We start from the raw sequence: 22,169 nt of genomic DNA, 5'->3' as shown, positions 1-22,169 counted from the left end.
GGCTGACCTCGGTAGTAGCCTCCTGCCACACGCAAGGATTTCCCAGTCCTACGCCTGCAAGCCCAAGGACTGGGATTGCGCCAATATCGGCGCGTTTATGACCTGGAGGTCAATATGTCGTTTCATATTACAAACGTAGGTATCGCGGAAGATGGTCGTCTGCTGGTCTCTCTCAAAAGTAATGCGTCAGGCACTCAAACCCAAATCTGGGTAACGCCAACGTCGCCGATAAACTCCCTGACCATCGCTCAAATTGAACAGTTGGCAAAGGAAGAGGCGGCCAAGGAACACACTTGCTAACGAGCGCTGGCCGAAAGCATATGAACTCGAGACGAGAGACTTTCGTCCGCTAAAGTTCTCTTGCTCGACTCTTCATTGAGTCGAGCTTTCAGTTCTTGAATCTCACGCTTGAGCTCTTCCAGCTCTTTCGTAACCACTTTGTTTGCGCTCATGCTTCTCTCCTGCGGCCATGCCGCGTCGTGTTGGTTGTTTACGTCCTTGTGCCTGAGGGTCAGGCGCCTCTCGCACTCTCCCGCTGTTCCGCCATCACCTGCAGGGCTTCAGCCTCCATACGGCGGAAGTCGCTGAATAGAGTTTGTCGCTGACGGATCGGTACGCCGCACATCCGAATCACCTCGGAGAGAACGCTGTAGTCCATGCCTGTTGCGCCACACGCACCTGTGCGCCACTGGGTGCTCATGGCCTCAAAGACCTTGAAGGCCTCCCAGTTGTCCGGCCAGATGCCGACCTCTGAACCATAGTCCTCCGCGGTGAATCCGAAGGCATCCGTGCCCTCCAGCGTCGGCTCATAGAGCGCGCGTGCAGCGCTTAGGAGTTTCCCAGGCGGGCCTCGTTGAAAGCTTCGGCGTAGGCATTCAGCACGGCCTTGGGGGCCGAGTTGATCGAGTTGACGAGGATGCGTACGTTTTCAGGCGTGAACTTCTCCTCGATATCCCACCCGACGACGACATCAAGCAGCTGGTCGGCCTGCAGATCGATCTGAGCAGCCGTGAATGCCTTGAGGTCCATGTCTCCTACCTGTTTGCTCAGCTCGTCGTGCCGCTCGTTCCAGCCGGTGTACAGCTCGGCGAGCGCGGTGCGGTCCAGGTACTTGAACTCGAACTCCACCTTCTCGGCGCTATAACCGGCACGCTGGATCATCACCGCCGCCTTGAAGGTCGGCTTCTGGATCAACTTGAACTTAGCCATGAGCCCTTCCCTTACGACGCGTAGCGAATGAATTTGGCGACGACTGCAAACACTGCGGTGACGGTCATGATGTTGTTCTTGTTGAGGGACGGCACGTTGTCGAACGAGGCGTAGGCGTTGTAAACGATGCAGCCGCCAGCGGCGAGGTTCACCTTCACGGCGCGAGGCTTCTTGTCGTCATCTGCCTCAATCAGCACGTCGTTGTGAGGCAAATCGGGATCGTCAGCCAGAGTGAGCGTGAACGCGATCGCCGACTTGGTCGTCGGGATCTGATGCTCGTCATCCTCTTCAAGAAAGGAGTAGGTTGCGTTCTGCTGATCACCGCCGGACTTCGCGGATTCCGTCACCTGGCTGACGGGCACCCAGTCCGTGATCTTGCGCACAGAGCCAGCGCCGCCGCCCGCAACATAGCGCGCTACGTTGAGAGTGTTTGCCTTTTCAAGGACAAACGCGTCGGCGGTAGCAGTTTTCACGCGCAGCACGCGATTGTTCAGTCGGGCCCAGCCAGACGTCACCTCGACAAAATCGCCAGCCTTGAGGCCGTGAGCCGCCGCCGATACCGAGGCTTCAAGAGCATTGGAGATCGCAGTGACGACGATCGGATTGCCGTAGCCGGATGCGACGACAACGGTAGAGCCATTCGGCAGAAAGACGGCCATGGGTATTTCCTCTTTTCAGAAATGACAAAACCCGCACAGAGGCGGGTTATTGGGTTTGCCCTATGGGCGGTGGAAGTGCTAATCAGGTAAATCTGGAATGGAGCAAAGGGGAAAAACAAGGTGACAGAGGTCTCGCTACTCAACCTGCTTCAAGACATGGAGATCAGCTTGCATCAAGCAAGTGTCCGAAATGACCCTGAGCAACTCAATCGTCTATTGCACAAAGACTTCCATGAAATTGGTAGTTCAGGGGCCTTCTATTCAAAAGCTGATACCGTTGAAAGCTTGCCGCTTCAAAGGTCTCGCGTTGATATCTTGGCGCGAAATTTCAAACTGACCGTGATATCTAAGGACGCTTGTCTACTGGTATACGAAGCCTCCCAATCCAGCCGCGACGGAGCACCAAGGCAATACGCGCGGAGAACTTCAATCTGGAAGCTTGAGGCTGGAGTCTGGCAAATGCTATTCCATCAAGGGACGCCTACTCGCCCGTTTGATCCTGACTAAACGATGTCTGCTCGGTATTCGAACGACACAGGTACGGTGAACGTGGGTGGATCGGTTATACCAGGGCCAGGGTCTACCGATGACATCGTGACGACGGTGACGCCCGCCTTCGTGTCTCTCGCGTACAGTGGAAACAGTGCGCTCAGCTCACCCACAAGCGGGTTCGTTTTTGTCTTCCCGGTATTAGCCGGAGCCACAATGCTGACCTGGTAGACGCCGATGAAAGCGCGGTGATCTCCGGCAAGCGTGCTACTTGCGGTATCGCCTGGGAGCGCAAATGCCCGTAGGTAGGTCTCGCCGTCCGCAGGGTCATACTGGATATTCTCAAACACGACCTTGATCGGCTCTGCCCGCGCCTTGCTCCAGGCAAGTAACTTGGCCTCGTAGATCGACGCGATAATGGCGTGGCTCATACCTGGTTGTTCCTTGTGGCTTCGTCGACGATCTGCTGGAAGCGGGCCAGAGTGATCCGGACCATGCCGCCGGGTGCCTGGGTTGAATGCCCATACTCCAGCGGGATGCCATACGGCAGGTTATTGACGATGTAGGCCGTTTCGCCAGCCGTCAGTGCCTGGACCTGCAGTCGCAGCTTAGCCAGCGTCACGCCACCAGCCGGATCGACCTGATCAAGCGTGCCCTCCGCCGGCGTGCCGATGGAAAACTGCCAGTTCCCCCGAAACCGGCCGCCAACGTAGTCCTTGCCTGCCACCAAACCGTTCACGTTGAAGTTCTGGTCGCGCTCGGTCTTGGTCAGGGGCTTGGCGTATTTGACCCCGCGCCGCAGCTTGCCGGCCTTCGTGAAGTTTGATTCGTTGAGGTTGATGTTCGTGTTGCGCACCGCGACATTGAAGTCGTAGTCATCGGCCGCCCGGGTGTTGCTCTGTCGATGAGCGACGTTCGCCGCCCAGATCTCTGGATTGCCCACCGGCGACATTCGGATAACGCTGCTGCCGATCTCGATAACGATCTCTCGGATGGTTGCATCGATACCAGCCTGGGCTCGCTCAGCGAAGTCTCGAATGTTCTCGGCAAAGCTGCCGTTCATGCTCGCGTACTTGTTCGCCATGTCACTTCCTCAGCTGGGCCGTCCACGTTGCATCAGCCGGATCGGCGGACACGTTCATCACCCGCAGGTCGTTGATGATGTCGCCAATGGCTGGGGTAGCCGGTACCGTCGTTGGCACACCGGCCTCCGACACGAACAGTTCGTTTTGCAGCACCAGCAGCTTCTTGTCGGTAGTCTGGATGAGGGAACCGTCGATTTCCTTGGACAGGTAGCTGCCCAGAACACCGCGCCCCGTGTAAGTGACGGTGCTGTCTGGCGTTTCGCCGCCCAGGTCCGGGTCATACTCGCCCGCGATCTTGCGCACGCCCGTCACGGGTTTAACCGCGTCGGCCAATCCATCAGGATCGTCGAACGACTCGGCCAATTCGGCCTGGATCTCTTCACGCATGCCCATGATCAGATCCTTTTCAGCATCATCACGCTGGAGCGCTTGATCCACGGTTCCAGCAGCACCATGGCGAAGTTGACGCCGGCTGACTGATCGGTGGAGCCTGCCACGTAGGTCTTGCTCACAGACGTGCCGGACTGCGCGGATACGGTCTTGCTCTGCACTTCCTTTTGCGTGGCCGTGAACAGCTTGCCCGCCGCTGCCTCTTTGGCAACCTGGGCGCCGGCTGTTTTGATCTCGGCCGGAACCGGATCAGGAACAGCCCGCTTAATCTTGGCTGTGAGCCAGGCGTTTGCCATAGTCACAGCAAGGACCGGATCACCGGTGCCGGACCAGTCAGGACCGAGCTGGGCGTCAACATCGGCAACGGTGATGAAGTCGGTCATGTGCTTGTCCTTATTCCGCTGGCACCAGGGCCTGCAGGTCTTCTTTCTTGGCGGACGGGTCGAAGGCAATGCCCTTCTCGGTCAGCCATTCTTTCAGCTCGGGGACCTTCATTTTCAGAGGGTCGGTTTCTTTGCTCTCTGGCTCCTTGCCGTCGGACACCTTGATGCCGGCCGTCTGGTAGGCGTCGAAGATGTCCGGGGCATCGCCATCGACGACCACCTCAGTGGCGGAGCCGATGACGCCGAAAAATTCGCTCAGCAGGCGGTAGCATACGCCGCGCTGTTTGCCCGGTTTGTCCGTGTAGATCACTTTCATGAGTCACCTCAAAAGCACCCCGGCACCCGCATAGGCGCCAGGCTGTGTGGGCCGGATTACGGCGTGGTGGTGCCGCTGATCACAGCGGCGAACGGGACCTGCTTGCGACTGAACACACGCTGCCAGTTCGCAGCAGCGGCGTATTGAGTGGCGGTCGGGCTGAGGTTCTGAGCCTCGGAACCCTTCCAGCTGAAACCGGCAGGCTGGAGGATGTAGGTCTTCCGCTCCCACAGAACTTCGGCGCCGCCACCGTTACCGCCGCCTGGCTTACGTTCCAGCTCTACCGGCACCTTCGGCGTACCTTCGCCGTAGCCGAAAGCGCCCTGGCCGAAGAACACGGACAAGTACTTGCCCGCGCCGTACACCAGGGCGTCGTCCATGAACACCGGCTTGCCGAGGTAGGTGGCCAGGATGATCTTGCCGTCCGAGTCACGCAGGTACTCGATAAGGTCCTGCTTGACCATCTGGTTCATCACCACTGAGTGAACGCCGATCGCGCCGAACTGGTCAGCGGCATCGCCGGCGGTGAACGCGGCATCCTGGAAGGCGTTCGCACTGATGGTCGCGCCCGCGTCGATGACCATGTCACCGCCGTTGTTCGCGATATTCGAGGCGATGATGCCGCGCGCAGCGCCCAAGGTGTAACGCTGCCATTGGCGGGTCCAATAGGTGCCGAAGCGGTTGCGGATCTGCTGCTGAGGCTCGCTGTTCGCAAGTTCAGCGGTCAGGTCAGTAACACCGTAGCCTTTGTTGAGGTACAGAACCCGGGCACGCATGCTGTCCTGGGTGACCTTTCCGACTTCGCCCTGGTCATTCGGGTCGTCATTGCTGATGTTCGGCGCTTCATCGGCGTTGAGATCCTGCCAGTAGCTGATCTCAGCGGTGCCCTGGCTGCCGGAAGCAATCGCGTCCAGCACAGGAGAGCGAGTCACGATGCCCGACTCGTATACAGCGGTCTTTTCCGGGCTGTTAACCGGCGCCAGGGAGGCGTAGTAGTCGCCGACGAAGATGTCGGTCAATTGGGTAGTTGGCATGGATTAGGTTCCTTTGGTGGCCTGGATTTTCTTGAAGAGATCGGGATTGTCACGGGCGATCGCAGCGCGCTCGGTTTCCGTGTACTCGCCCCACTTTTTCGTGGCCTTGCCACCTTGATCGCCGACCTGTCCGGCGCCCTGAGCCCTTGGCCACAGGTGTGTTGCTGTTTCACGCAAAGACTCCGCCCATTCGAGCGGCGACAGCGGGGTTTTCCCGTCCTTCCCGTAAACGACCTCGCCGTCACGGTCAGTGGCAATCGCCTCGCCGTCTTCACTGAGTTTGAAAGTGCCCCGGGCGCGCAGGATGATGTCCTCGGCAGCCTCTGGGAGCGCGCCGGCCTTGATGGCAGCAGCGCGGATGGAGTCGGCCAGCACCTTGTCGCTGTACTTGGCAGCAAACTGCTCGGCCTTGTCGGCACGGGCTTTCTCGGCGGCAAGCTTGGCGTCGTAGTCGGTGCGCAGGCGCTCGGTACGCTTGGTGACGACCTCGTCGAGCTTACCCTCGGCCAACAGGCGGGTTTCCTCGTCCTGGCCTACCTTGGTGAGGAGTGCCTTGACCGCGTTGATGTCCAGCCCCTCAAACTGGGTTTTGAAGCCATCCAGTTCAGTTTTGGTGGTCCGGAGTGAGCCAAGCAGCTCGGTGTTCTTGTTCTTGAGGCCCAGAGTGGCCGCCTCCACCGCTTCGGCGATTGCGGATTTAACTGCCGGATCTTCAAGATCAATCTGGTTTTCGTCTGCCACTTGGTGCACCCCTTGGGTTTGGTCAGCCCGCTTCGCAGGCATAAAAAAACCGCCCATTGGGCGGTTTGGTGTGAATTCTGGTAATAAAAAACCGCCACTAGGGCGGTTTCTTTGATTCGGTTGAATCGATGAGGAAGCGTTAGAGGTCGTTCAAGCGTTCAATATTGTGTTCCCAGCCTTCCTGATCCATCGGATCAAGCTCTTCCGGCCCCTCTTCCTCGTACTCTTCTTCCTCTTCGATCTCGTCGTCAATTTCTGTGTTGTCGATTTCTACTGGCATGTTGAGCGCCTCTGGTTGAAATAGTACAGCGGCGCGGTTTTATATACATTTCGAGAAGTTTCGGCAAGGAATTAGCGTTTCAACTTATGACAGACAGACCACGCATTACGAGGTAGTCAGCGAACTGCGTCCTGCTCGGTGCGTACGGCGGCGGCCGCATGCGAAAGCCTGGCGTATCGCGGTTGAGTCGAGTGCGACGACCATTGGACTCAATGCAATGCGTCGGCTCTTCGATCTGGAAGCCCTGTTCTGCTGCATACAGCTCGACCGCCAGCCGTACTTGGCCCCACTCAAGCTCAAAGGGCACGAACGTCTCGGACAGCGTCTGATATTCGATTTTGCAATCACGCCGTGGCCAGGCCATTGCCTGTTCAGGGTTGGCCTTGCGCCCTTTCCACAGGCGACCATTGATATCGGCGGCAGCGCGCAGCAGCAGTTCGATCTGGTCAGCCTCAGCCTCAGGTATCCGGAACCCGTAGTAGTCGCGGTAGAAGGTCAGCTTCTCCAGCGGCACGAAGCTGTTGGCGTCCGGCCTACCCTTCCCATCCTCAACGATGATCTGCATGCGCTATCTCAACCTGGTGAAGCGCCGAGTGTAACGCCTGCTCGGGTGAACATGTCGGGCTCTGCATCCTTCAACTGCGCCAGCGTCAGTGGCTTGAACGACTTGTCGAGCTGCAGCTTTGCGAACTTCTCCGGCGTCAGCCCGCCATCACGGAACAACTTGCCTCGGACCGGCCCAAGGGCATGATCCTGAAAGCTCGCTGGCTGTGTCGCCAGCCATTCGTAATAGTTCAGGCCTGCGTCGACCTGGGCCCCACCATTATCGCCCACCGACGCGCGCGTGCCGTCCTTGGCGAACATCTCCGAAAGCCTGGTGGCCGGAACCGTGGTTGACCGGCAGTTGATGTGCGCCGGTGGCAGCGGGCCTTTGCCCAGGTCGAAGCGCATCCCATCCAGGCCCTTGCACTGTTGCGAGGTCTTGCGGTCGAGCGTCGACACCCAGCGATAGCCCAGCACCACGTCGCTGTTGGCCTTCAGCGTCTCCATTCGCGCAGTGGTGGCCACGTGCTGGATTGCCGTCTGCACCACAGAGGCAGCATTGCGGTTGCTCACCGCCAGAACGCCGTCCGTGAAGTTCTGCGCCGCGGTACCACGAATCGCCTGGATGATCTGGGCGTTCGTCTGGCCCTGGCCGAAACCGAGCCGGATCGTGTTCGTGACGCGCATCGTCTCGGTCCGCGTCCACCCGCTGACAAAACTCTTCAGCAGCTTGCCGCCGTCGATGCCCTTTACCTGAAGCGGATAGGAGAACACCGCCGCACGGGTCACCGTGTTTGTCGGCACCACCGCGTCGATGGAGAGTGCATTGCTCAGGCTCTTGGCCTCAAAGCTCGACTCATACAGCGCGATGTCGACCAGATCGGCCTGCACCAGATCACCGTAGGCCTTGTAGATCTCCAGCAGCTTGCCGTCCACCCGGGCCAGGAACTGCTCAAGGCGATCCCTGCTGTAGGTGGTCAGTTCCTTGCGGGTGAGTTGATCCCGCACCAACTTGTCGATCTGGCGCAGGTACTTCTCGAACTTCTTGACCTCGCCGGCCTTAAGCCGCTCCAGCATTACCGAGTGGCGGGTCGTCTGCTCCAGCAGTTGGCTGTCCACCTGTACCTGGTTTGTCGTTGACATCGTCGTTGTCCAGGTTGATGCCGGCCGACTCGCGCTCGTCGCTGATCAGTTCGGCTTCGTCTTCGTATGGGCGCTCCGGCAGCTTGCCGGTGGTGAGGTACTGCCAGTAGGTGTCAGCGCTGATCGTGCCAGCCATCACGCCCTTGAGCAGTTCAGCGAGCACCTGGGCGTCGAGCACTGGGGTCGCGAACTCAGGGTTCACTTTGAACTTGACCTGCTTGGGGTCGTAGCCCTTCCACTCGGCTGCGTACCGCAAGCCTTGCTCCACCGCCTCGGCCACCGTGATGACGATGCTGTGCAACGTGGCGTGCTGGTCGTTCTGACGCGTTTTGCGCGCCTCGCCCGACTCAGTGCCAGCCACGTCCATAACCTTGGCGCCAGCTTCAAGCGCGGCGTTCTTCTGGTCATCCATGGCCTTGCGGTTGGCTTCAATGCCGGTGCCCTTGAACTCCAGATATTCAGCCTTGCCGCTTGGGCCAAGGTCCCATGCTGCCGAAGGACCAGTCACACTCAGCTCTACAGCCTCATCCAGACCGGAAACCCACGGTTGCGGGTGACTGGTCTGATGCAGAGAGCTGAAGTAGTCAGCGCTGATCTGGTAGGACTTCAATGCGGCCCGCGCCATGGTCAGCAGCGGCACCTCATCAACATCCGGGGAGTTGTCGGTCGAACCGCAGTAGATCACGGGCAGGTATGGCAGGCCTTTGACCAAGCGGTTGTCAGTTCCGGTGGTGCCCAGCGGCTTTTCGTCCTCGACCAGCTCGCCGCCTTCATTTCGTACCGAGGTGTAGCAAACATCGCCCAGCATGAAGAACTCCCGGAAAACCGTGTCGCAATCGTGGCTGTAGCGATCGCCGCCCTTCTTGCGAAACTCGCGGAACACCGAAAGGACCAGATCCTGCCGTCCGCCCTGATCAGCAGTGTCCCAATTTATGGCGTTGCGGGTGGCGTACGTCGAGAAGTATGGCTCGCCGCTCTCGTCGATGTTCACCACCAGCGGTACCCGGCCGTGGGAAATGGCCTGGCGCACCATCCGGAAGAACAACTGCTTCAGGCCGAAGCCGTCGGCTGTGGCGTTGTCCTCCAGCCCTTTCAGGCCAGACGGTAGTTCGATCTCAGGAATCAGCCGAGACACCAGCCCCATCATCGAACGCAACGAGTCGCGCACCCAATGCTCGTACTGAGCCCGGCTGGTGTAGTTCTCGTAGAGGTACTTGTTGCCCGCGGCGTCGATCTTCTCGGCCTCAACCATACCGCTCGGCTTGGGCAGGTTGCGCTCGTTGCGCTTCACGGCGCACTCACCCTCGAGCGCGTCGTCCATCATCTCCCACTCCGCGATGTGCGCGTCGTAGTCGGGGTTTGTCGATTGCACTGGCATCAGGCCAAGCCTCCAATTCGGCGTGTTCCGCCTGTGCGTGTTTTGATCGGGTAGCGCTTGGCAATGAAGTAGCCAGGGGCGTCCACGAGGTGGTCGTATCCGGCCTTCTTGTCGGGCTCACCCTTGTCCGTGTAGATCTGCCGCTCCAGGCACTGCGTATATTTCGGGCATTGGTCAACGTTGACCAGGTAGCGGTGCTCGCCATACGTGTTGGCGAACATTGCGCACATGGCGTTGACCCTGTCTTTAACCGCGGGGTTGGTCGAATCCACCACTACGGTGAAACCAGCCTTCCTGAGCAGTGATAGATCAGACTCGCTCGCGCTCTTGCTGCTTGTGTTCTGGCCGCTGGCGTCTGGGTAGATCGCAATGCTGTGATCAGGGAAGCGAAGCTTGATCTTCTCGATCATCTCCGGTGTGTCACGCACCTCGGAGAACTCGCTGAGGGCCAATGGCAGATCGTCACGGATGACATGAACGACGGCGGCCATCTTCATGACGTTGAAGTCCATGCCGACGTGCAGCGCCTCGCCGCGCTTGATCGTCTCGCTGGTTCGGTTCACCTCACGATTGAACGTGTAGTAGACGACGCCCTGGTAGTTCTCGAAGCTGGCCTCGTATTCTTGCCGGAAGGTCCGAGGGTCCATCTTGCGGCGGGCAGCTTCCAGTTCTTCAGCCGGGACGTTGCCGCCGTCGAGTGAGGTGTAGAGCCAACTCTTGTGATCGGGCTCATGGCCTGGCCGGCCATCAAGGAACGTGTCGTAGCAATGGTTGAAGCCCTTCGGCGTGCCGATGCGCAGCGCGTGACCACCTTTTCGCATGCCGATGCCCGGTATCGAGTATTGGCAGGTCGAGAGCATCGGCCGAAGGACTTCTTCCCATGCTTCCCACGGGCAGTCCGCCCATTCATCCACCAAGACGAAGAACAGACCGGAGCCGCGCAAGTTGTCGTAATTGTCGAGCCCTACCACACGCATGACGTGGCCAGACTTGAGCGTGATCGAGCATTCAGTTTCGTTAGGGCGGTGTGCACGCCACGCTTCAGGGATCGCCTGCTTCAGCCGGCGCCAGAACACGCGCTTGGCCTGCTTGAACGTAGGCGCGCCGTACCAGATCTCGTCCTCGACGCTCACGCCCCACTCAGCAGCCAGGCGAGCTGCGCGGCGCATCTCAGCTTTGCCCAAGAATGTCTTGCCGAACCGTCGACCACATACAGCATCGCGGAAACGCGCCTGAGGCTGGAAGCCCCAGCAATAAATGTTCGCCTGTTTCGGCGTCAGCTTTACCGGCGGGTCATAGGTACGGGGCAGCGGGGACATTCTCATCAGGCTCCAGGGTGTACTCAGCAACGGCGTGCTGCTGGTCAGCGTGGGAGCCCAAAGGCTTTTCAGGTTCAAGGCGGCGATTCACGTAGGCATCGCCCACTTCTTTGGCGGCCTGCTCATACAACTGAGCAGTCAGCGCCAGATTGCGCATGCTCTCAGCCTTCTCGGCCAGCCGCCCAAGACCGCGAAGTCGGTACGCGCGATTGGCAATGGGGATATCGATTGTCTCTTCACGGAATCGCTTGCGAGCAGCGTGGAACAGGTCCACCCAGGTCTTGCCGAGCTTCTTCCCGGCAAACTTTGTCGGGTCGTGCGTTTCGCATTGCTGTCGGGTGATCTCAATCCCGAATTCTGTCTTGACCGCTGCTACCACCTGGGACGGCGTATCGAAGCAGGCCAGAGCCTGAACGATGAAGGCTTTGACCTCGCTTCGTAGTACTGCCATATGGTTGTCATCCGTCAATACCTGTCATGGAATCAGGCCGACTTGAGCAGACAGGTTCCGCAGGCCCTCGCAATATTCAATTTCCCCACCTCAGCAGGACTGTTTGCAGCATCCACCAACGCTTGAACGTCAGGGCTCGCACCATAGCGGCGGACAACCCCGACGAACTCTTCGACGTCGTGGCCCTGCAGCTTGATCTTCGGTGCACCGTCTTGGGTGAATGCTGGTTGACCGTACTTGTCGGTCGCGTGAGCCAGGTGATACAGCTCGTGTTCGATCAAGGCGCAGAACTCAAGGTCGCTGCACTGGGCGCAGTAGTCAGCGGCCAGCGTGATGATGAAAGCCGGCACATCGCCGAACCAGTCACGCATCTGCTGCTCCATCCGGGCTTTCTGCCAACCGCCGGCGCGGAACGCTACCTGCTCGGCTTGGCCCAGGACAGTGCGGCCCTGCTTCTCGAAGCTCGACGACGCCCACATGATCCGGATGTCTGCATCCAGTAGGTGAGCATGGTCTTCGTTGTGAATGATGCCGGTGTCGGCAAGGATCTCGGCTTGGAGCCATTCCCATACCTCGGGAGCTGGGGTAACGCGAAGACCAAAGTCGGACAATTCAAGCAGCGATAGTGGCGGCATTGGTCGAATCATATCGTGACCCTCTCTTGCCGCCTTTCAAGCTTGCGGGTATTCATGAACAGTTTTCTTATTTAACAAAGAGAGATCATGGATACGTTATTTACGGTCTTCGCGGCCGGCGTAATGCCAATAATGGCAATCGTGCTTGCAGTCCTAGCATATCGACACAACATGAAGAAATGGCGATCAGGGATTGAAGCAGAGCTGCAGACAGCTTTGGACAAGCTGGGAGTTAGCGCTTACACATTGATTGTGGACAAGCTGACTTCGCCTAGCACTGACAGAACAGCTGACGTCTACCGTATCCTGCACGATGATCAGGACCATTATTTCCTGTTCATGAAAATCGGAGAGCAACCCGCGGTGCTCAAACCTCTAAGCAAGGAGCGAGCCTTACTGGCGGCACGTATGAATGGATAAGTAGGTTGACTGAGCAGGTAACTCTAATCCGCGCCACGATTTGGCGCATTCGAAAACGTGGCGCGGATGAGCCAGGTATACTCCGCCAAATTTGATTTTTTCGAGACTTCAAACCCATGCACGGACGCCTGTATCTCATCGCTTTACTTATCGCTGGCCCAGCAATGGCTGTGGAGCCCTCTCGCTACAGCTACGACGAAGCCCCAACTGACGGCTACATGTATGCCGTTAGGTATCAGCAAGCCAAACTGGCTTGTGAATCGCTGCCTGATGACCTTGAGGCGGACTATGCGAAAGCCATGCGCCTTACCAAAGAAGCGAATACCGAATTTGAGCGATCTTACGCCAAAGGTTTAACGGCAAATCTCAGGTGGCGCAAACCCGCAACGCCCGAAGATCAGCAGTTGGAGTGTGATCAAAGTCAGCATGCTTTGCGTGTGACGGTAAGCCTCGCCCGTCAGTGGTTTCCAGGGGGATGGTAGGCCCTCGCATTACTTGGCTCTGTGCTCGACACCGCCAGGTGCCTTGTTACAGTTCAGGCAGTGCTCGCAGTTCAGCGTCCGGCACAGCCAGACCTTCACCCGCTGCCAGTACGTGACCATGAAGATGTGGCGTGCACCGGCCAGGGCCAGGGCGACATGCAACGTCAGGCCGGCAGTGGTCGGGCCGAAGAAGATGTTCTGGCTGCGCACCGACACGACGAATCCAGTGATGGCGATCGTGGTGTAGATCAGCTTTCCGAGAATACCGTCCCGCACCTTCCCACTAAGTACACACCAGGTCGCCCACAGCGCGATAAGGCCGCAGGCGACGGAGTTGATCAGTTCAAGATTCATGGTGGATTGCCTCCCCCGAACCGCTGGCGAATAAGCGCCCAGAGGTCAGCGGCTTTGATGGCTCTGTTGATTGCTGCCAGGAGGGAACCGCCGAACGTGCCCAGCAAGAAACCAATGCCGGCGACGATCTTGGGCTCAGTGACATTCAGGTACGCGCTTACCATGCTCGTCAGGTACAGCGAGCAGGCAACCCCGGTGATCAAGAACACCATCCAAGCGCGCCAGTCGGACAAATCGTCCTTGTGCCACCAGCTCGCAACGACAGCCCCAATCAGGCCCGCAATCAGCAATTCGAACCTGTCGATCTTGTCGAGCAGGCGCTGTAGATACTCCATGCGCTCGACTCCGTGGGGCATGCTTGAAATTAGTCGGCTCCAGCAGCCACCCAGCTCGGAGCAATGGGTGTGGTGGAGCCGTAAATGAAAAAGCCCCGGCAAATGCCGAGGCTCTTGGTCGAGTTAAAAAGCGTTATTCCAATAGTAAGTGTAGAAAGTCGGGAGATCACCCGTACCGTGGTCTGGATAGAACACGCCACGTGTCGGAACTGCGGTCGGGGTGAAGCCAAATCGGGCCCACTGAGGAACCCCATCTACAACGACAACGTTGCCATCATCTTGCACCTGCAGGTAAGCGCGATCCGCAGCGCCGTTAATCCAGTCACCCTTGGTTGACCAGGTGCGACTACCTACACGGTCGACCAAGAAGGCAGAACCTTGCATGTAGAAGCAAGTGACCAAATCTGTATTTGGACGGTTGTCTACGTAGGTGTAGGGAACGCTGCTATCAGCCACCCAGACTGGAACGCCGTTATCGTAGAGTCGCAGATTCCCGTCAGCCTCTAGGATTAGCTTGTAACGCTTGCTTGGAGACTCGAGATACTGCCCCGCCACCAGACAGTTACGCGGAGGCAGGATAGCGCTGCCGTTATTGGCGCTGTTAAAGAGGATAATACGAAAGCCACTATGGGACATTTTTTCACCTATTGGGTCGAATGATTAATCGCGGAGAATTCCGCATTCATGTCGCTCAAAGGCGATTGCTCGAGGATCTTGTCCTTCGCATGGTTCAACGTCCCGCATCGGGAACACTTGATCTGGAGCTCTGTAAACCCACCCGTACGGGCGAGAAGTCTTTTGCAGTTTCCGCATCTGAATTCTTTCAACATCTGCAAGTCCGTTTGTTTATCTGCTAGGCTCCGTCCCGCTCGCGCGAGCAGTGAGGGCCTTGGCTGGCTTGCAGGCTAGATCTGCGATCTGGCGTCTCCTTAGGGTGTTACAGCACTCTCTGGAGTCGCCCTCTCTTTTTTCGATCCCAACAAAAAGCCCCGAACTTGTCGGGGCTTTGTGTTTTCTTTCGGGCACAAAAAACCCGACACAGTGGCCGGGTTTTGTGAATTATCAGAGCCAGTTGCCGGAGGCAAAACTCTAACATTGGTGAAATCATGCCACGAGCCGCACGGGAACGCAATAGGCCCTCATGCGGCCTCGCGCATTTCGTAAATTACCGCTGCCACAGGGCTGAGTGCTCGCCGGTCCAGATCCTCGCAGCACTCGAAAATCAGCTGGAGCACACCACCCCAATCTCTCTCCCAGTTGCACGATTCGAGGCGCACTTCGTAGACCTGCCACATCCACGCCCGAAACTTCTCTGCGCTGGCCAGCGGGTCTTCGTTCGACGACTGCCCACCCTGGTGCATATGCCGGTACCGGCGCATCACGCCCTTCACTACGAACTCCAGCTTCTCGCGCTTGGCCGCTGTCATCCTTGGCGACTTGCCGACCACCATCAGAAACACCACCTCTTCCGCCGCTTCTCGGATATCGTCGCACTGTTCGGCGGCGTACATGAAGTCACCGAATACACGGATCTGCGGGTGAAGCCTGGCGATTGCGGACTGGATGTGCCCGGCAAGCGCTCCGTGCACCGCGTGGTTTGCCGTGGGCCCGCGCTCCGTGTTTTGCACCACCACACCAAGCTGCACAACGTCAGAGGTCTGGCCGGGGGCCGGGTTGTACTTGCAGTCATGCCACGCCTGGCGCGCTGAGTTGATCTTCATGCTGCCTGCCCCTTTTTCAGTTCTCTGGTCTTTGCCCGGTATTTGGCGGTGATCGCCTTGAGTTCTTCCACGGTGTACTTGCGCGGCTGGTGATCGGCTTCGAGCGCTTCCACTGCTTCCAGGCCGATCCGAGCGATGAGCCCGGTGCGGAATGCCTGTGAAACCGTCTCGCCCTTGCGAGCGAACTTCGACGACCCGGCGTTACAGCTTTTGCACTGGAGCCAGATATTGCTCGGCACCAGCCTCAGTTCCGGGCGAGCGCCCTTGCCGAGGAAGTGCCCTGCATCGAATGCACCGCCGGTCTTCCAGCCCTGGGCGCTCAGGATCGATTCCTGAGTGTCACCGCAGCTGATGCAACCGCTCCCGATGCTCAGCTCGTAGGTGCGGCGGTAATCGCGCACGGCCTTCTCTGCATCCTTGAGGTGGTCTGCGCGACTTTTCAGGGCCTCTTTGCGTACCTTGATCTCTCTGCGCCCAACTTCTGCCAGGGCTTTCCCGGCGATAGCCCGCCCCTTCTCGGACTTGCCGTACGCAATGGCGCAATTGATCTCACCGCACACCGCCTGCGAGCTGCGGGCAGGCGCGAACATCACTCGGCACTCTGGGCAGCGCTTGCGGCGCGGACTGCCGGACGTGAGAGGCGTTTTGCGATTTAGCGGGGTGCGTTTCATGCGGCCTCCTTGAATGCTTCAAACTCTGCCATTTCGGTCAGTCGCTCTTCGGTGAGCGTCGGCCAGTCATGCAGCACCAGATACGCGCAGCATTGGCGCCAGAAGTCTTGGAATGTCTCCTCCCCCATCGAGTCGTAGGAAAGGCTGCGAGGCGTCTTGCGAGTGAGTTGGCCGAGGCCAGGAATGTCGAATGCCTCCTCGTCGCAGTACACCCCCGACTCTACCTGCAGGGCCTTGATCGCGTCGTGGGACTGCTTACCGGAAAACCGGTCGATGTTCTGGCTAAGTACCCGGCCCAGGCCGTGGACCAAGCCGTTAAACCGCGGATTGCGTGGCTGCTTGAGGTCGGCGCGGATCTTCGTGTTGATCCGGAAATCCCGCTCGCGAAGGATCGACCGGTCTGCGTCGGAGGACGGCACGAAAGCGGCCACGTCCTTGCCGGTGGCGGGATCTACAAGGCGGCGCAGAACCAGGTATACGGGCATTGGGCGAGGTTTTGCTGACTTGGTCATTGCGCCGCCCTCTTCGCTTCCAAATCTCGGGCCTGCTTGATCAGCAGAGCCCGGCGATCCGCCAACTCATTTGCCGCATCAATCCGCATTTCGGTTTTCCGCTCAGCACTGGCCTTCCGCATTTCCATCATCGAGTTCTTCACCAGCTCCAGCTTCTGGCGAATCGCCGGCTCTGGCCGGGTGACGTTGCCAGTGAGCAGACCTGCGATAGCGCGTCCGTCTTCGGTGACAGGCTCGACACTAAGGTCTGCCAGGTACTTCTGGCCGTGCTCACGAGGAATGCGCTTCAGCTCCATCGCCTTGGTCACAGCCTGGATACGGCGGTTGGCGTCGAAGCCTACGGATACGTGCCAGTTGACCGGCTTTGCATCCTCGCGGGCCTGGCTCACGAACCGCTGGTAGGCGTCGATGAACGCCATGCGCGCGCCGATTTTGTCACCGCCATCCAAGATGGGTTTCGCGGCGGCCAGGGCCAGTTGGATTTCATCGGTCAGCACCACGGTTTCGAATTCGTCGTTGGTGGTCATGGCGATAGCCCAGGCCTCATCCTTGCCCGGGCGCCCGTCGGATGACTGGACGCGTTGCAGGATGTCAGCCATTGCCAGCTTGCCCTTCACCTCGAAGCGACATGCCTTCAGCGCCGCCTTGACGACAGGCACCGGGTAGGCACACAGGTCTTCGGCCATCATCGCGGCGGTCCCGGGGCTCATCTCCTGGCCCATGGCCTCGGCCGTTGCGCAGATGGCGGCGGCAAGCCCTGCGACCTGCTGGTCGTTCATTTCAGAGGTACTCATTGCGGTCACCTGATTGGCGCTTGGCCAAAACCATCTGGGCGGCCTGCTCGGCTGCGGAGAGGTTTGCCTCGGTCCGCTCCATCTGGCGGGCGGTTGTTCCGTTGATGCGCTGCCCAGTGACCCATTGGGTGTGGTAGCTCTCGGCGTTGGCCAGCAGTTCGTTGAGGCTGTGGCACTTGCGCAGAACGGCGGCGTCGCTGGTTTTCAAGAAGTGGGCTGCGACGTGGTGGGCTACATCGGCGCCGAGGCGGTCGACGAGCAAAGCCATTTGCTTGCCTGCCTTGGCGTTCCATACCGGCCATGCGTGGTAGCGTTTACGGTAGGCCATGGCGTAGTTGGCCCAGACTTTGAACGTCTTGCAGGCCTGGTCCTTCGGCCCGGGCATGTCGGCGGGGATCTCAACTCGTGGTTGCTGCGGAACGAATGGCACGACCTGCCCCGTCACGACCTTGGCGGTAGCCTGGGGCGTAACTGGTTCAATGACCGGTTCTATGACTGGTTCAAGAGAGTTACTGATTCTGGGTGCAGCTGCTGCACTACCCCCTGGTGCAGGAGATTCACTAGGGGGTGAACCTTCTGCACTACCCTGGTGAATCTGCTGCACTACCCTTGGTGCAGGAGGTGCACCACCCCCATCGAGAGTGAGGAAGTAAACGTTCGACGAGTTTCCCTTCGGACCACCCTTACGGATTTCCTTACGCAGCAATCCCGCGTCACACAGGGCTGTAATGTGGTTCATGACAGAGCGCTTGCTGATCTCGCACTGATCGGCGATGTGCTGATAAGACGGCCAGCACTCGCCTACGTCGCTGGCGTTGTCGGCCAGCTTGATCAGCACAAGCTTGCGCAATGGATTGCCGACGCGAAGCTTCATCGCGGCGACCATAAGACCCATGCTCATATCAAGCCTTCCCGACCTTTGCGGCCAATTCAAGAAAGCGATCCACGTACCAATGAGGCTGCGTCTCGCGGGGGCATTGAGGACTGGTGAGGTTCTTGCCGTAGGCCATGCCCTTCTCGGTCACGGACCAGAAGTCGACGGTTTCCTGTTTGGAGTTTTTGCGCTGGAGCAGAGTTAGAAAGCCGTGGGTTTGGAGCGCGAGGTTGAAGGCGCGTGCGGTGCTGGCAATTGCATGATCTTTGATCAGGCCAGTGATGGCCTTGGTCGGCATTGAAGACCCGCCAGCGGCGTCTGGGGCAGCATCGACGGCATAGCCTGGGAGGAACTTGGCATCCAGCCCGTTGTTGGCGGCGATCTTGGCCAGCATCAGCATCTTGCTGGAGTTGGCAGGCTTCAACAGGCGGTCGAAGCATTCCAAAATGGCAAGCTCGCCGACGATCTTGGAGTTATTGGGGACCTGGGCAGAAAAGGTACCGGTCTTGCGGATGCTCGGCAGCACCTGCCCGACCACCCACTCTTCGAACTTCTCGGCGGCCGGCAGCTTGGACTTCATCACCAGCCGGTACAGGTCTCGCTCAGGGATGATGGTCATGAAACCACCACCCTGTTTCGGGGTAGTGGTCGCAGCCTTGCAATGGCGGGCCACCGCGTTCTCAGGTTTGGAGTAGCCAAGGGCGTCGGCGACATCGCGCGCGACAAACCACGGATCACCAAGCTTGTCGGTAATGACCCGGATTGCGGCGCCGTCGAAGTCGAACGGAATCACTGAGTAATTGCGCGCCACGTTTTCCGATTGCGAAAAACGTGGCGCGAGATTGTTGGGGCTATTGATCGATTCTGTGTGTTGGTGCATGATTCGCTCCAGTTGTTTACCGCTGTAGAAAAAGCCGACCTCGACCGTCGGCTTTTTTGTGCCTGGAATTCAGGCAATGGATTTCAGTGTTGGCTTACCGTTGAGCAGCGCCTCAGCCTTCCGGCGCAACTCCCCCGCCTTCGCTTCAACCTGGCGGCACTGCTTAGCGAAAGCTGGCAGGTGCGGCAGATCCAGTTCGCACATCACCTGGTCGTCGAACACTTCGCTGCCGGTGTCGATCACATCGCCCAGCGCGCGGATTAGCGCACCGAAGCTTTTGTTCGCACATTGGTCGGTGGTCATCTGGCGGGCACCGGTCAAGCCGTGGCGGCTCGCCAGCTCGTTTAGGCAGTGATCACGGTATTCGGGCTCAAGGACGTTGACCCACGACTCTTCCAACCAGGACGGCATTTCCTGATCGCCGTTCAGCCAACGCTGTACACGCTTGAGCCAGCGGCCGGTCGCCTTCACAAAGTCGGACACGTCGTTCTGCAAGGTAAGCGCGGCGAAGTCCGGCACCTCTTTGGCGATGGCCTTCTCCGGGCACGACAGGTGAAGCTCGCGGCTCAGCGCCTGGGCGAAGTCGTCCTGGCTCAGGCTGGTGCGCGCGATCTGGTTTGCAGCGTGTGCGACCAGCACCTGATCACGAGTTTGTACGGTGTGTCTGGAACTGGACGTTTGCATGGGGACTGCTCTCTTCTAATCTGGCTTCAATGGAACGGCGGACAGGGAAGCCGCCTAGGCGGCCCGAATATCCGCAGTAGATTGCTGCGGAAAAACACGATCCAAAGTGCATTTCGCACCCAATTCATTCAGCGCCTGGACGATCTTCCGGGCGTCTTCAAGCTTCAATGGGCGTGCCCCCGACTCGTAGTTAGCGAGCCGCGACTGCTTCCAGTTGAGCTTTCGGTGCAAGGCTGCCTGGGTGATTCCGGCCTCCTCACGAAACTCTGCTATGAGGTTCATTGCGCTGCTCCTGCGGTCAATAAACCAAGGATAAACACATAACGTGTTATTGGCAAACACAATAAGTGGGCGGAATTTATTTCACTCCGTGATTAAAATTCGATCCATGAAGACACTCGGATCGCGCATCGCGCACTACAGAGAAAAAGCAGGGCTTTCTCAGACTGCCTTGGCAAAGGCATGCGGGTGGAAATCCCAATCGCGCATAGGAAACTATGAGAAAGATGCTCGGGAGCCAAACCTTGACGATATCTCCAAGATTGCCCATGAACTGAAAATCGATCCGGCGGCGCTGCTTTTGCCTGGCGAAAGCCCCTCGAATATTTCAATCGCCGCGCAGCCCACCAAATCATTCCGCTACCCAGTAATCAGCTGGGTTGCCGCCGGCGCCTGGGCGGAGGCAGTTGAGCCCTACCCGGCCGGCTTCTCGGACAGCTACGAGTTCTCGGAGTACGACTCCAAGGGCACAGCGTTTTGGCTGAAGGTGAAAGGTGACTCGATGACGGCGCCAGCCGGCCAGAGCATCACAGAAGGCACTCTGATCCTGGTAGATACCGAGGCCGAGGTCGCACCAGGTAAGCTGGTCGTTGCCAAGCTGCCGGACAGCAATGAAGCGACATTCAAGAAGCTGGTAAGCGACGGCGGTCGACTGTTCCTGAAGCCACTGAACCCGAGCTACCCAATCGAGGCAGTCGACGAGAATTGCCGAATCGTGGGCGTGGTTGTCCAGGCGCTGCAGAAGTTTTACTGATGCCTTCCGCACTCAGAATCAGACGCATCCACAGCAACCGCGAGGTTTAGAAAATGGCATTGCGCGTGCATTCGCCACTGCCTGGGTGCAAGTAGCCTACGGCGGCACGATTAGACTGTCGGGGATCATAAAACCGGATCGAGAATTCGGTGTTGATCACACTGAGTAATGCGCAATAAGCGTAGCAATTGAGATAGTAGCCCTGAGCCAGTACCATAGCCCCGGCGACGGTGATACGCTGGAAAAACTGTCAGCAAATAGTAGCGACGCAGGCGCAATGAAAATTACCTGATTGGGATCATCCAGAACCGGATTGATCACAGCAAGATTTCTATCTCTCCCAAGGACACGGATGCCTAATGAGACGACCCATAACAAGTTCAGATCGTCGTAGTAACGGCACTGCATTTAGTATGTCTCGCACTTGCTTCGTTGAGAAACCGAACTTCGATAGCGCACAAAATAAAATAACATAAAAAATTTCTGGGTGGCCATCATAGATGGAGCACTAATAGACAGGATTCCAAATGAAACCATATATTGCGCCAATCTCCACCAGTGAATTAGTTCAGCGATGGCTAAAGCGATCGCGTGAATCTCAATTTGCGCACTACTACATGGCCGAAATACTGTCTAGCCGAAATCGTAAGCTTGGAGTATCTACAATAACTCTCACAGCCACAACTGGGCTTACATCCATACTATCTGCACCACATGATAGTTTGATATTTGCTATTGGCATTGCAAGTCTAGTCGCAGCCTTTCTGACGTCGCTGCAAACTTTCTTCCGCTACGATGAGAGAGCAACGTCACACTTGAATGCAGGCGCGAAATACGCATCCACTCGGCGCCAGCTTGAAGTAATTGCGGCATCCGGAGTCGTGCCAACCAGCGTCGAAATTGAAAATATACGAAAAGAGCTGGACAGTCTTGCAGAAAGAAGTCCAAACATACCCAAAAGTATTTTCGAAAAAGCCATGAAAAAGGATGCAGCATGAGCGAACTATTTAAAAACCTGCACTTCAAACAAATAATTCTTCATAACGTTCACAAACCTGACGATTCCGGGGCAGTAGAGCCTACACTTAGCAGTTCGATAACAAAGCTCGACCCAAAAGGACTTGCGAAACTTGAAGAGCGTATTAGTTCGGTTCTGGGAAGCAAAACTAGTTCACTTGAAATGGATGTCGCGGACAAAAGTACAATATCTTGCTACGGCCTATCCAAGCTACTGATACCAGCCACCCCTACCGCATTCTTAAAACACTCCGGAGATATTGCAAAACTGCACACAAAGATACATATAAGCAAGCAGTGGCCGGACGGAACTTTGGTGATTATATCCGGGACAACC

The 22,169-nt window shown here is 57.9% G+C and carries 37 protein-coding genes; 7 read left to right on the top strand and 30 right to left on the bottom strand.

The window, feature by feature from the left end; genetic code table 11:
- Positions 1-114 precede the first annotated feature (114 nt).
- Entirely contained in the window at positions 115-300 is a 186-nt protein-coding gene (locus YA0848_RS31695; protein ID WP_198712624.1) for a hypothetical protein, read from the top strand.
- On the opposite strand, the gene YA0848_RS31690 is transcribed toward YA0848_RS31695, so the two are convergent.
- From YA0848_RS31690 to YA0848_RS31675, 4 genes are read right to left on the bottom strand one after another with little or no spacing between them, the layout of a single operon-like run.
- The gene (locus YA0848_RS31690; RefSeq protein ID WP_198712625.1) at positions 297-452 is read right to left on the bottom strand and encodes a hypothetical protein; all 156 of its coding nucleotides are present in this window, start codon (positions 450-452) and stop codon (positions 297-299) included. The genes YA0848_RS31695 and YA0848_RS31690 overlap by 4 nt on opposite strands.
- A 59-nt stretch (positions 453-511) precedes the next feature.
- Entirely contained in the window at positions 512-799 is a 288-nt protein-coding gene (locus YA0848_RS31685) for a DUF1799 domain-containing protein (protein WP_198712654.1), read from the bottom strand.
- A 29-nt stretch (positions 800-828) separates the two neighbouring features.
- Positions 829-1,209 (bottom strand): phage tail assembly chaperone, encoded by a 381-nt coding sequence (locus tag YA0848_RS31680; RefSeq protein WP_198712626.1) that lies wholly within the window; start codon positions 1,207-1,209, stop codon positions 829-831.
- 11 nt (positions 1,210-1,220) lie between these two features.
- Positions 1,221-1,868 carry a phage tail protein gene (locus tag YA0848_RS31675; protein ID WP_169903614.1) on the bottom strand — a complete coding sequence of 216 codons (648 nt, stop codon included), beginning with the start codon at positions 1,866-1,868 and terminating at the stop codon, positions 1,221-1,223.
- 156 nt (positions 1,869-2,024) lie between these two features.
- Here YA0848_RS31675 and YA0848_RS36830 point away from each other — a divergent pair, with 156 nt between their 5' ends.
- Positions 2,025-2,375: a nuclear transport factor 2 family protein gene (locus YA0848_RS36830; RefSeq protein WP_350310306.1), complete on the top strand. Its 351-nt coding sequence runs from the start codon at positions 2,025-2,027 to the stop codon at positions 2,373-2,375.
- Here the strand turns inward: YA0848_RS36830 and YA0848_RS31665 are convergent.
- The 14 genes from YA0848_RS31665 to YA0848_RS31600 all read right to left on the bottom strand — a co-directional run bounded on the left by YA0848_RS31665 (position 2,372) and on the right by YA0848_RS31600 (position 12,067).
- Complete coding sequence (locus tag YA0848_RS31665; protein WP_198712628.1) at positions 2,372-2,788, bottom strand: phage tail terminator-like protein; 417 nt, start codon at positions 2,786-2,788, stop codon at positions 2,372-2,374. The genes YA0848_RS36830 and YA0848_RS31665 overlap by 4 nt on opposite strands.
- Positions 2,785-3,441 (bottom strand): hypothetical protein, encoded by a 657-nt coding sequence (locus YA0848_RS31660; protein ID WP_198712629.1) that lies wholly within the window; start codon positions 3,439-3,441, stop codon positions 2,785-2,787. The genes YA0848_RS31665 and YA0848_RS31660 overlap by 4 nt, the downstream gene beginning before the upstream one ends.
- 1 nt (position 3,442) lies before the next feature.
- Entirely contained in the window at positions 3,443-3,835 is a 393-nt protein-coding gene (locus YA0848_RS31655) for a hypothetical protein (protein WP_198712630.1), read from the bottom strand.
- Between the two features lie 2 nt (positions 3,836-3,837).
- Complete coding sequence (locus tag YA0848_RS31650) at positions 3,838-4,215, bottom strand: hypothetical protein (RefSeq protein ID WP_034097528.1); 378 nt, start codon at positions 4,213-4,215, stop codon at positions 3,838-3,840.
- A 10-nt stretch (positions 4,216-4,225) separates the two neighbouring features.
- Positions 4,226-4,531 carry a HeH/LEM domain-containing protein gene (locus YA0848_RS31645; RefSeq protein WP_198712631.1) on the bottom strand — a complete coding sequence of 102 codons (306 nt, stop codon included), beginning with the start codon at positions 4,529-4,531 and terminating at the stop codon, positions 4,226-4,228.
- A gap of 56 nt (positions 4,532-4,587) precedes the next feature.
- The gene (locus YA0848_RS31640) at positions 4,588-5,565 is read right to left on the bottom strand and encodes a major capsid protein (RefSeq protein WP_024075271.1); all 978 of its coding nucleotides are present in this window, start codon (positions 5,563-5,565) and stop codon (positions 4,588-4,590) included.
- Positions 5,566-5,568: 3 nt separating this feature from the next.
- Complete coding sequence (locus tag YA0848_RS31635) at positions 5,569-6,306, bottom strand: hypothetical protein (RefSeq protein WP_198712632.1); 738 nt, start codon at positions 6,304-6,306, stop codon at positions 5,569-5,571.
- Between the two features lie 139 nt (positions 6,307-6,445).
- A complete protein-coding gene (locus YA0848_RS31630; RefSeq protein ID WP_198712633.1) occupies positions 6,446-6,586 on the bottom strand; it encodes a hypothetical protein in 141 nt (46 codons plus the stop codon).
- A gap of 79 nt (positions 6,587-6,665) precedes the next feature.
- Positions 6,666-7,151 carry a DnaT-like ssDNA-binding protein gene (locus tag YA0848_RS31625; RefSeq protein WP_198712634.1) on the bottom strand — a complete coding sequence of 162 codons (486 nt, stop codon included), beginning with the start codon at positions 7,149-7,151 and terminating at the stop codon, positions 6,666-6,668.
- A gap of 8 nt (positions 7,152-7,159) precedes the next feature.
- Complete coding sequence (locus tag YA0848_RS31620) at positions 7,160-8,272, bottom strand: minor capsid protein (protein WP_198712635.1); 1,113 nt, start codon at positions 8,270-8,272, stop codon at positions 7,160-7,162.
- The gene (locus YA0848_RS31615) at positions 8,190-9,650 is read right to left on the bottom strand and encodes a DUF4055 domain-containing protein (protein ID WP_198712636.1); all 1,461 of its coding nucleotides are present in this window, start codon (positions 9,648-9,650) and stop codon (positions 8,190-8,192) included. The genes YA0848_RS31620 and YA0848_RS31615 overlap by 83 nt, the downstream gene beginning before the upstream one ends.
- Complete coding sequence (locus tag YA0848_RS31610; protein ID WP_232925222.1) at positions 9,650-10,969, bottom strand: phage terminase large subunit family protein; 1,320 nt, start codon at positions 10,967-10,969, stop codon at positions 9,650-9,652. Before YA0848_RS31610 ends, YA0848_RS31615 begins: the two co-directional genes overlap by 1 nt.
- Entirely contained in the window at positions 10,944-11,420 is a 477-nt protein-coding gene (locus YA0848_RS31605; protein ID WP_198712637.1) for a DUF2280 domain-containing protein, read from the bottom strand. Before YA0848_RS31605 ends, YA0848_RS31610 begins: the two co-directional genes overlap by 26 nt.
- Positions 11,421-11,452: 32 nt before the next feature.
- The gene (locus YA0848_RS31600; RefSeq protein WP_198712638.1) at positions 11,453-12,067 is read right to left on the bottom strand and encodes a putative metallopeptidase; all 615 of its coding nucleotides are present in this window, start codon (positions 12,065-12,067) and stop codon (positions 11,453-11,455) included.
- A 75-nt stretch (positions 12,068-12,142) separates the two neighbouring features.
- On the opposite strand from YA0848_RS31600, the gene YA0848_RS31595 reads away from it, so the two are divergent.
- The gene (locus YA0848_RS31595) at positions 12,143-12,475 is read left to right on the top strand and encodes a hypothetical protein (RefSeq protein WP_198712639.1); all 333 of its coding nucleotides are present in this window, start codon (positions 12,143-12,145) and stop codon (positions 12,473-12,475) included.
- A 116-nt stretch (positions 12,476-12,591) separates the two neighbouring features.
- On the top strand, positions 12,592-12,957 hold the full coding sequence (locus YA0848_RS31590; protein WP_040267822.1) for a hypothetical protein: 366 nt from the start codon (positions 12,592-12,594) through the stop codon (positions 12,955-12,957).
- Positions 12,958-12,966: 9 nt separating this feature from the next.
- Here the strand turns inward: YA0848_RS31590 and YA0848_RS31585 are convergent, their stop codons facing one another.
- From YA0848_RS31585 to YA0848_RS31530, 12 genes are all read right to left on the bottom strand, one after another.
- A complete protein-coding gene (locus tag YA0848_RS31585) occupies positions 12,967-13,311 on the bottom strand; it encodes a hypothetical protein (protein ID WP_198712640.1) in 345 nt (114 codons plus the stop codon).
- Positions 13,308-13,646: a hypothetical protein gene (locus tag YA0848_RS31580; protein WP_010211438.1), complete on the bottom strand. Its 339-nt coding sequence runs from the start codon at positions 13,644-13,646 to the stop codon at positions 13,308-13,310. Before YA0848_RS31580 ends, YA0848_RS31585 begins: the two co-directional genes overlap by 4 nt.
- A 123-nt stretch (positions 13,647-13,769) precedes the next feature.
- Positions 13,770-14,282, bottom strand: a complete 513-nt coding sequence (locus tag YA0848_RS31575; protein WP_198712641.1) for a hypothetical protein — start codon at positions 14,280-14,282, stop codon at positions 13,770-13,772.
- Positions 14,283-14,290: 8 nt separating this feature from the next.
- The gene (locus YA0848_RS31570) at positions 14,291-14,476 is read right to left on the bottom strand and encodes a Com family DNA-binding transcriptional regulator (protein ID WP_416146543.1); all 186 of its coding nucleotides are present in this window, start codon (positions 14,474-14,476) and stop codon (positions 14,291-14,293) included.
- Positions 14,477-14,785: 309 nt separating this feature from the next.
- Complete coding sequence (locus YA0848_RS31565) at positions 14,786-15,367, bottom strand: hypothetical protein (protein ID WP_198712643.1); 582 nt, start codon at positions 15,365-15,367, stop codon at positions 14,786-14,788.
- The gene (locus tag YA0848_RS31560; RefSeq protein ID WP_198712644.1) at positions 15,364-16,038 is read right to left on the bottom strand and encodes a recombination protein NinG; all 675 of its coding nucleotides are present in this window, start codon (positions 16,036-16,038) and stop codon (positions 15,364-15,366) included. Before YA0848_RS31560 ends, YA0848_RS31565 begins: the two co-directional genes overlap by 4 nt.
- Positions 16,035-16,550, bottom strand: coding sequence for a hypothetical protein (locus YA0848_RS31555; RefSeq protein ID WP_198712645.1), 516 nt, complete (start codon positions 16,548-16,550; stop codon positions 16,035-16,037). Before YA0848_RS31555 ends, YA0848_RS31560 begins: the two co-directional genes overlap by 4 nt.
- Complete coding sequence (locus YA0848_RS31550) at positions 16,547-17,344, bottom strand: hypothetical protein (RefSeq protein WP_198712646.1); 798 nt, start codon at positions 17,342-17,344, stop codon at positions 16,547-16,549. Before YA0848_RS31550 ends, YA0848_RS31555 begins: the two co-directional genes overlap by 4 nt.
- Positions 17,331-18,245, bottom strand: a complete 915-nt coding sequence (locus YA0848_RS31545) for a helix-turn-helix domain-containing protein (protein WP_198712647.1) — start codon at positions 18,243-18,245, stop codon at positions 17,331-17,333. The genes YA0848_RS31550 and YA0848_RS31545 overlap by 14 nt, the downstream gene beginning before the upstream one ends.
- A gap of 1 nt (position 18,246) precedes the next feature.
- A complete protein-coding gene (locus YA0848_RS31540) occupies positions 18,247-19,098 on the bottom strand; it encodes a BRO-N domain-containing protein (protein ID WP_198712648.1) in 852 nt (283 codons plus the stop codon).
- A gap of 69 nt (positions 19,099-19,167) precedes the next feature.
- Entirely contained in the window at positions 19,168-19,782 is a 615-nt protein-coding gene (locus YA0848_RS31535; RefSeq protein WP_198712649.1) for a hypothetical protein, read from the bottom strand.
- Positions 19,783-19,836: 54 nt separating this feature from the next.
- On the bottom strand, positions 19,837-20,064 hold the full coding sequence (locus tag YA0848_RS31530) for a helix-turn-helix domain-containing protein (RefSeq protein WP_198712650.1): 228 nt from the start codon (positions 20,062-20,064) through the stop codon (positions 19,837-19,839).
- A 43-nt stretch (positions 20,065-20,107) separates the two neighbouring features.
- On the opposite strand from YA0848_RS31530, the gene YA0848_RS31525 reads away from it, so the two are divergent.
- The 3 genes from YA0848_RS31525 to YA0848_RS31515 all read left to right on the top strand — a co-directional run.
- Positions 20,108-20,815, top strand: a complete 708-nt coding sequence (locus YA0848_RS31525; RefSeq protein ID WP_198712651.1) for a LexA family protein — start codon at positions 20,108-20,110, stop codon at positions 20,813-20,815.
- 527 nt (positions 20,816-21,342) lie between these two features.
- Positions 21,343-21,813 (top strand): SLATT domain-containing protein, encoded by a 471-nt coding sequence (locus tag YA0848_RS31520; RefSeq protein ID WP_198712652.1) that lies wholly within the window; start codon positions 21,343-21,345, stop codon positions 21,811-21,813.
- The coding region (locus tag YA0848_RS31515; RefSeq protein ID WP_198731493.1) for a hypothetical protein at positions 21,810-22,169 on the top strand (360 nt) is incomplete at its 3' end. The genes YA0848_RS31520 and YA0848_RS31515, both read left to right, overlap by 4 nt.

This window comes from Pseudomonas sp. S4_EA_1b, assembly GCF_016307435.1.
Classification (GTDB): domain Bacteria; phylum Pseudomonadota; class Gammaproteobacteria; order Pseudomonadales; family Pseudomonadaceae; genus Aquipseudomonas; species Aquipseudomonas rhodesiae.
This window is presented reverse-complemented; position numbering and strand designations above follow the sequence as displayed.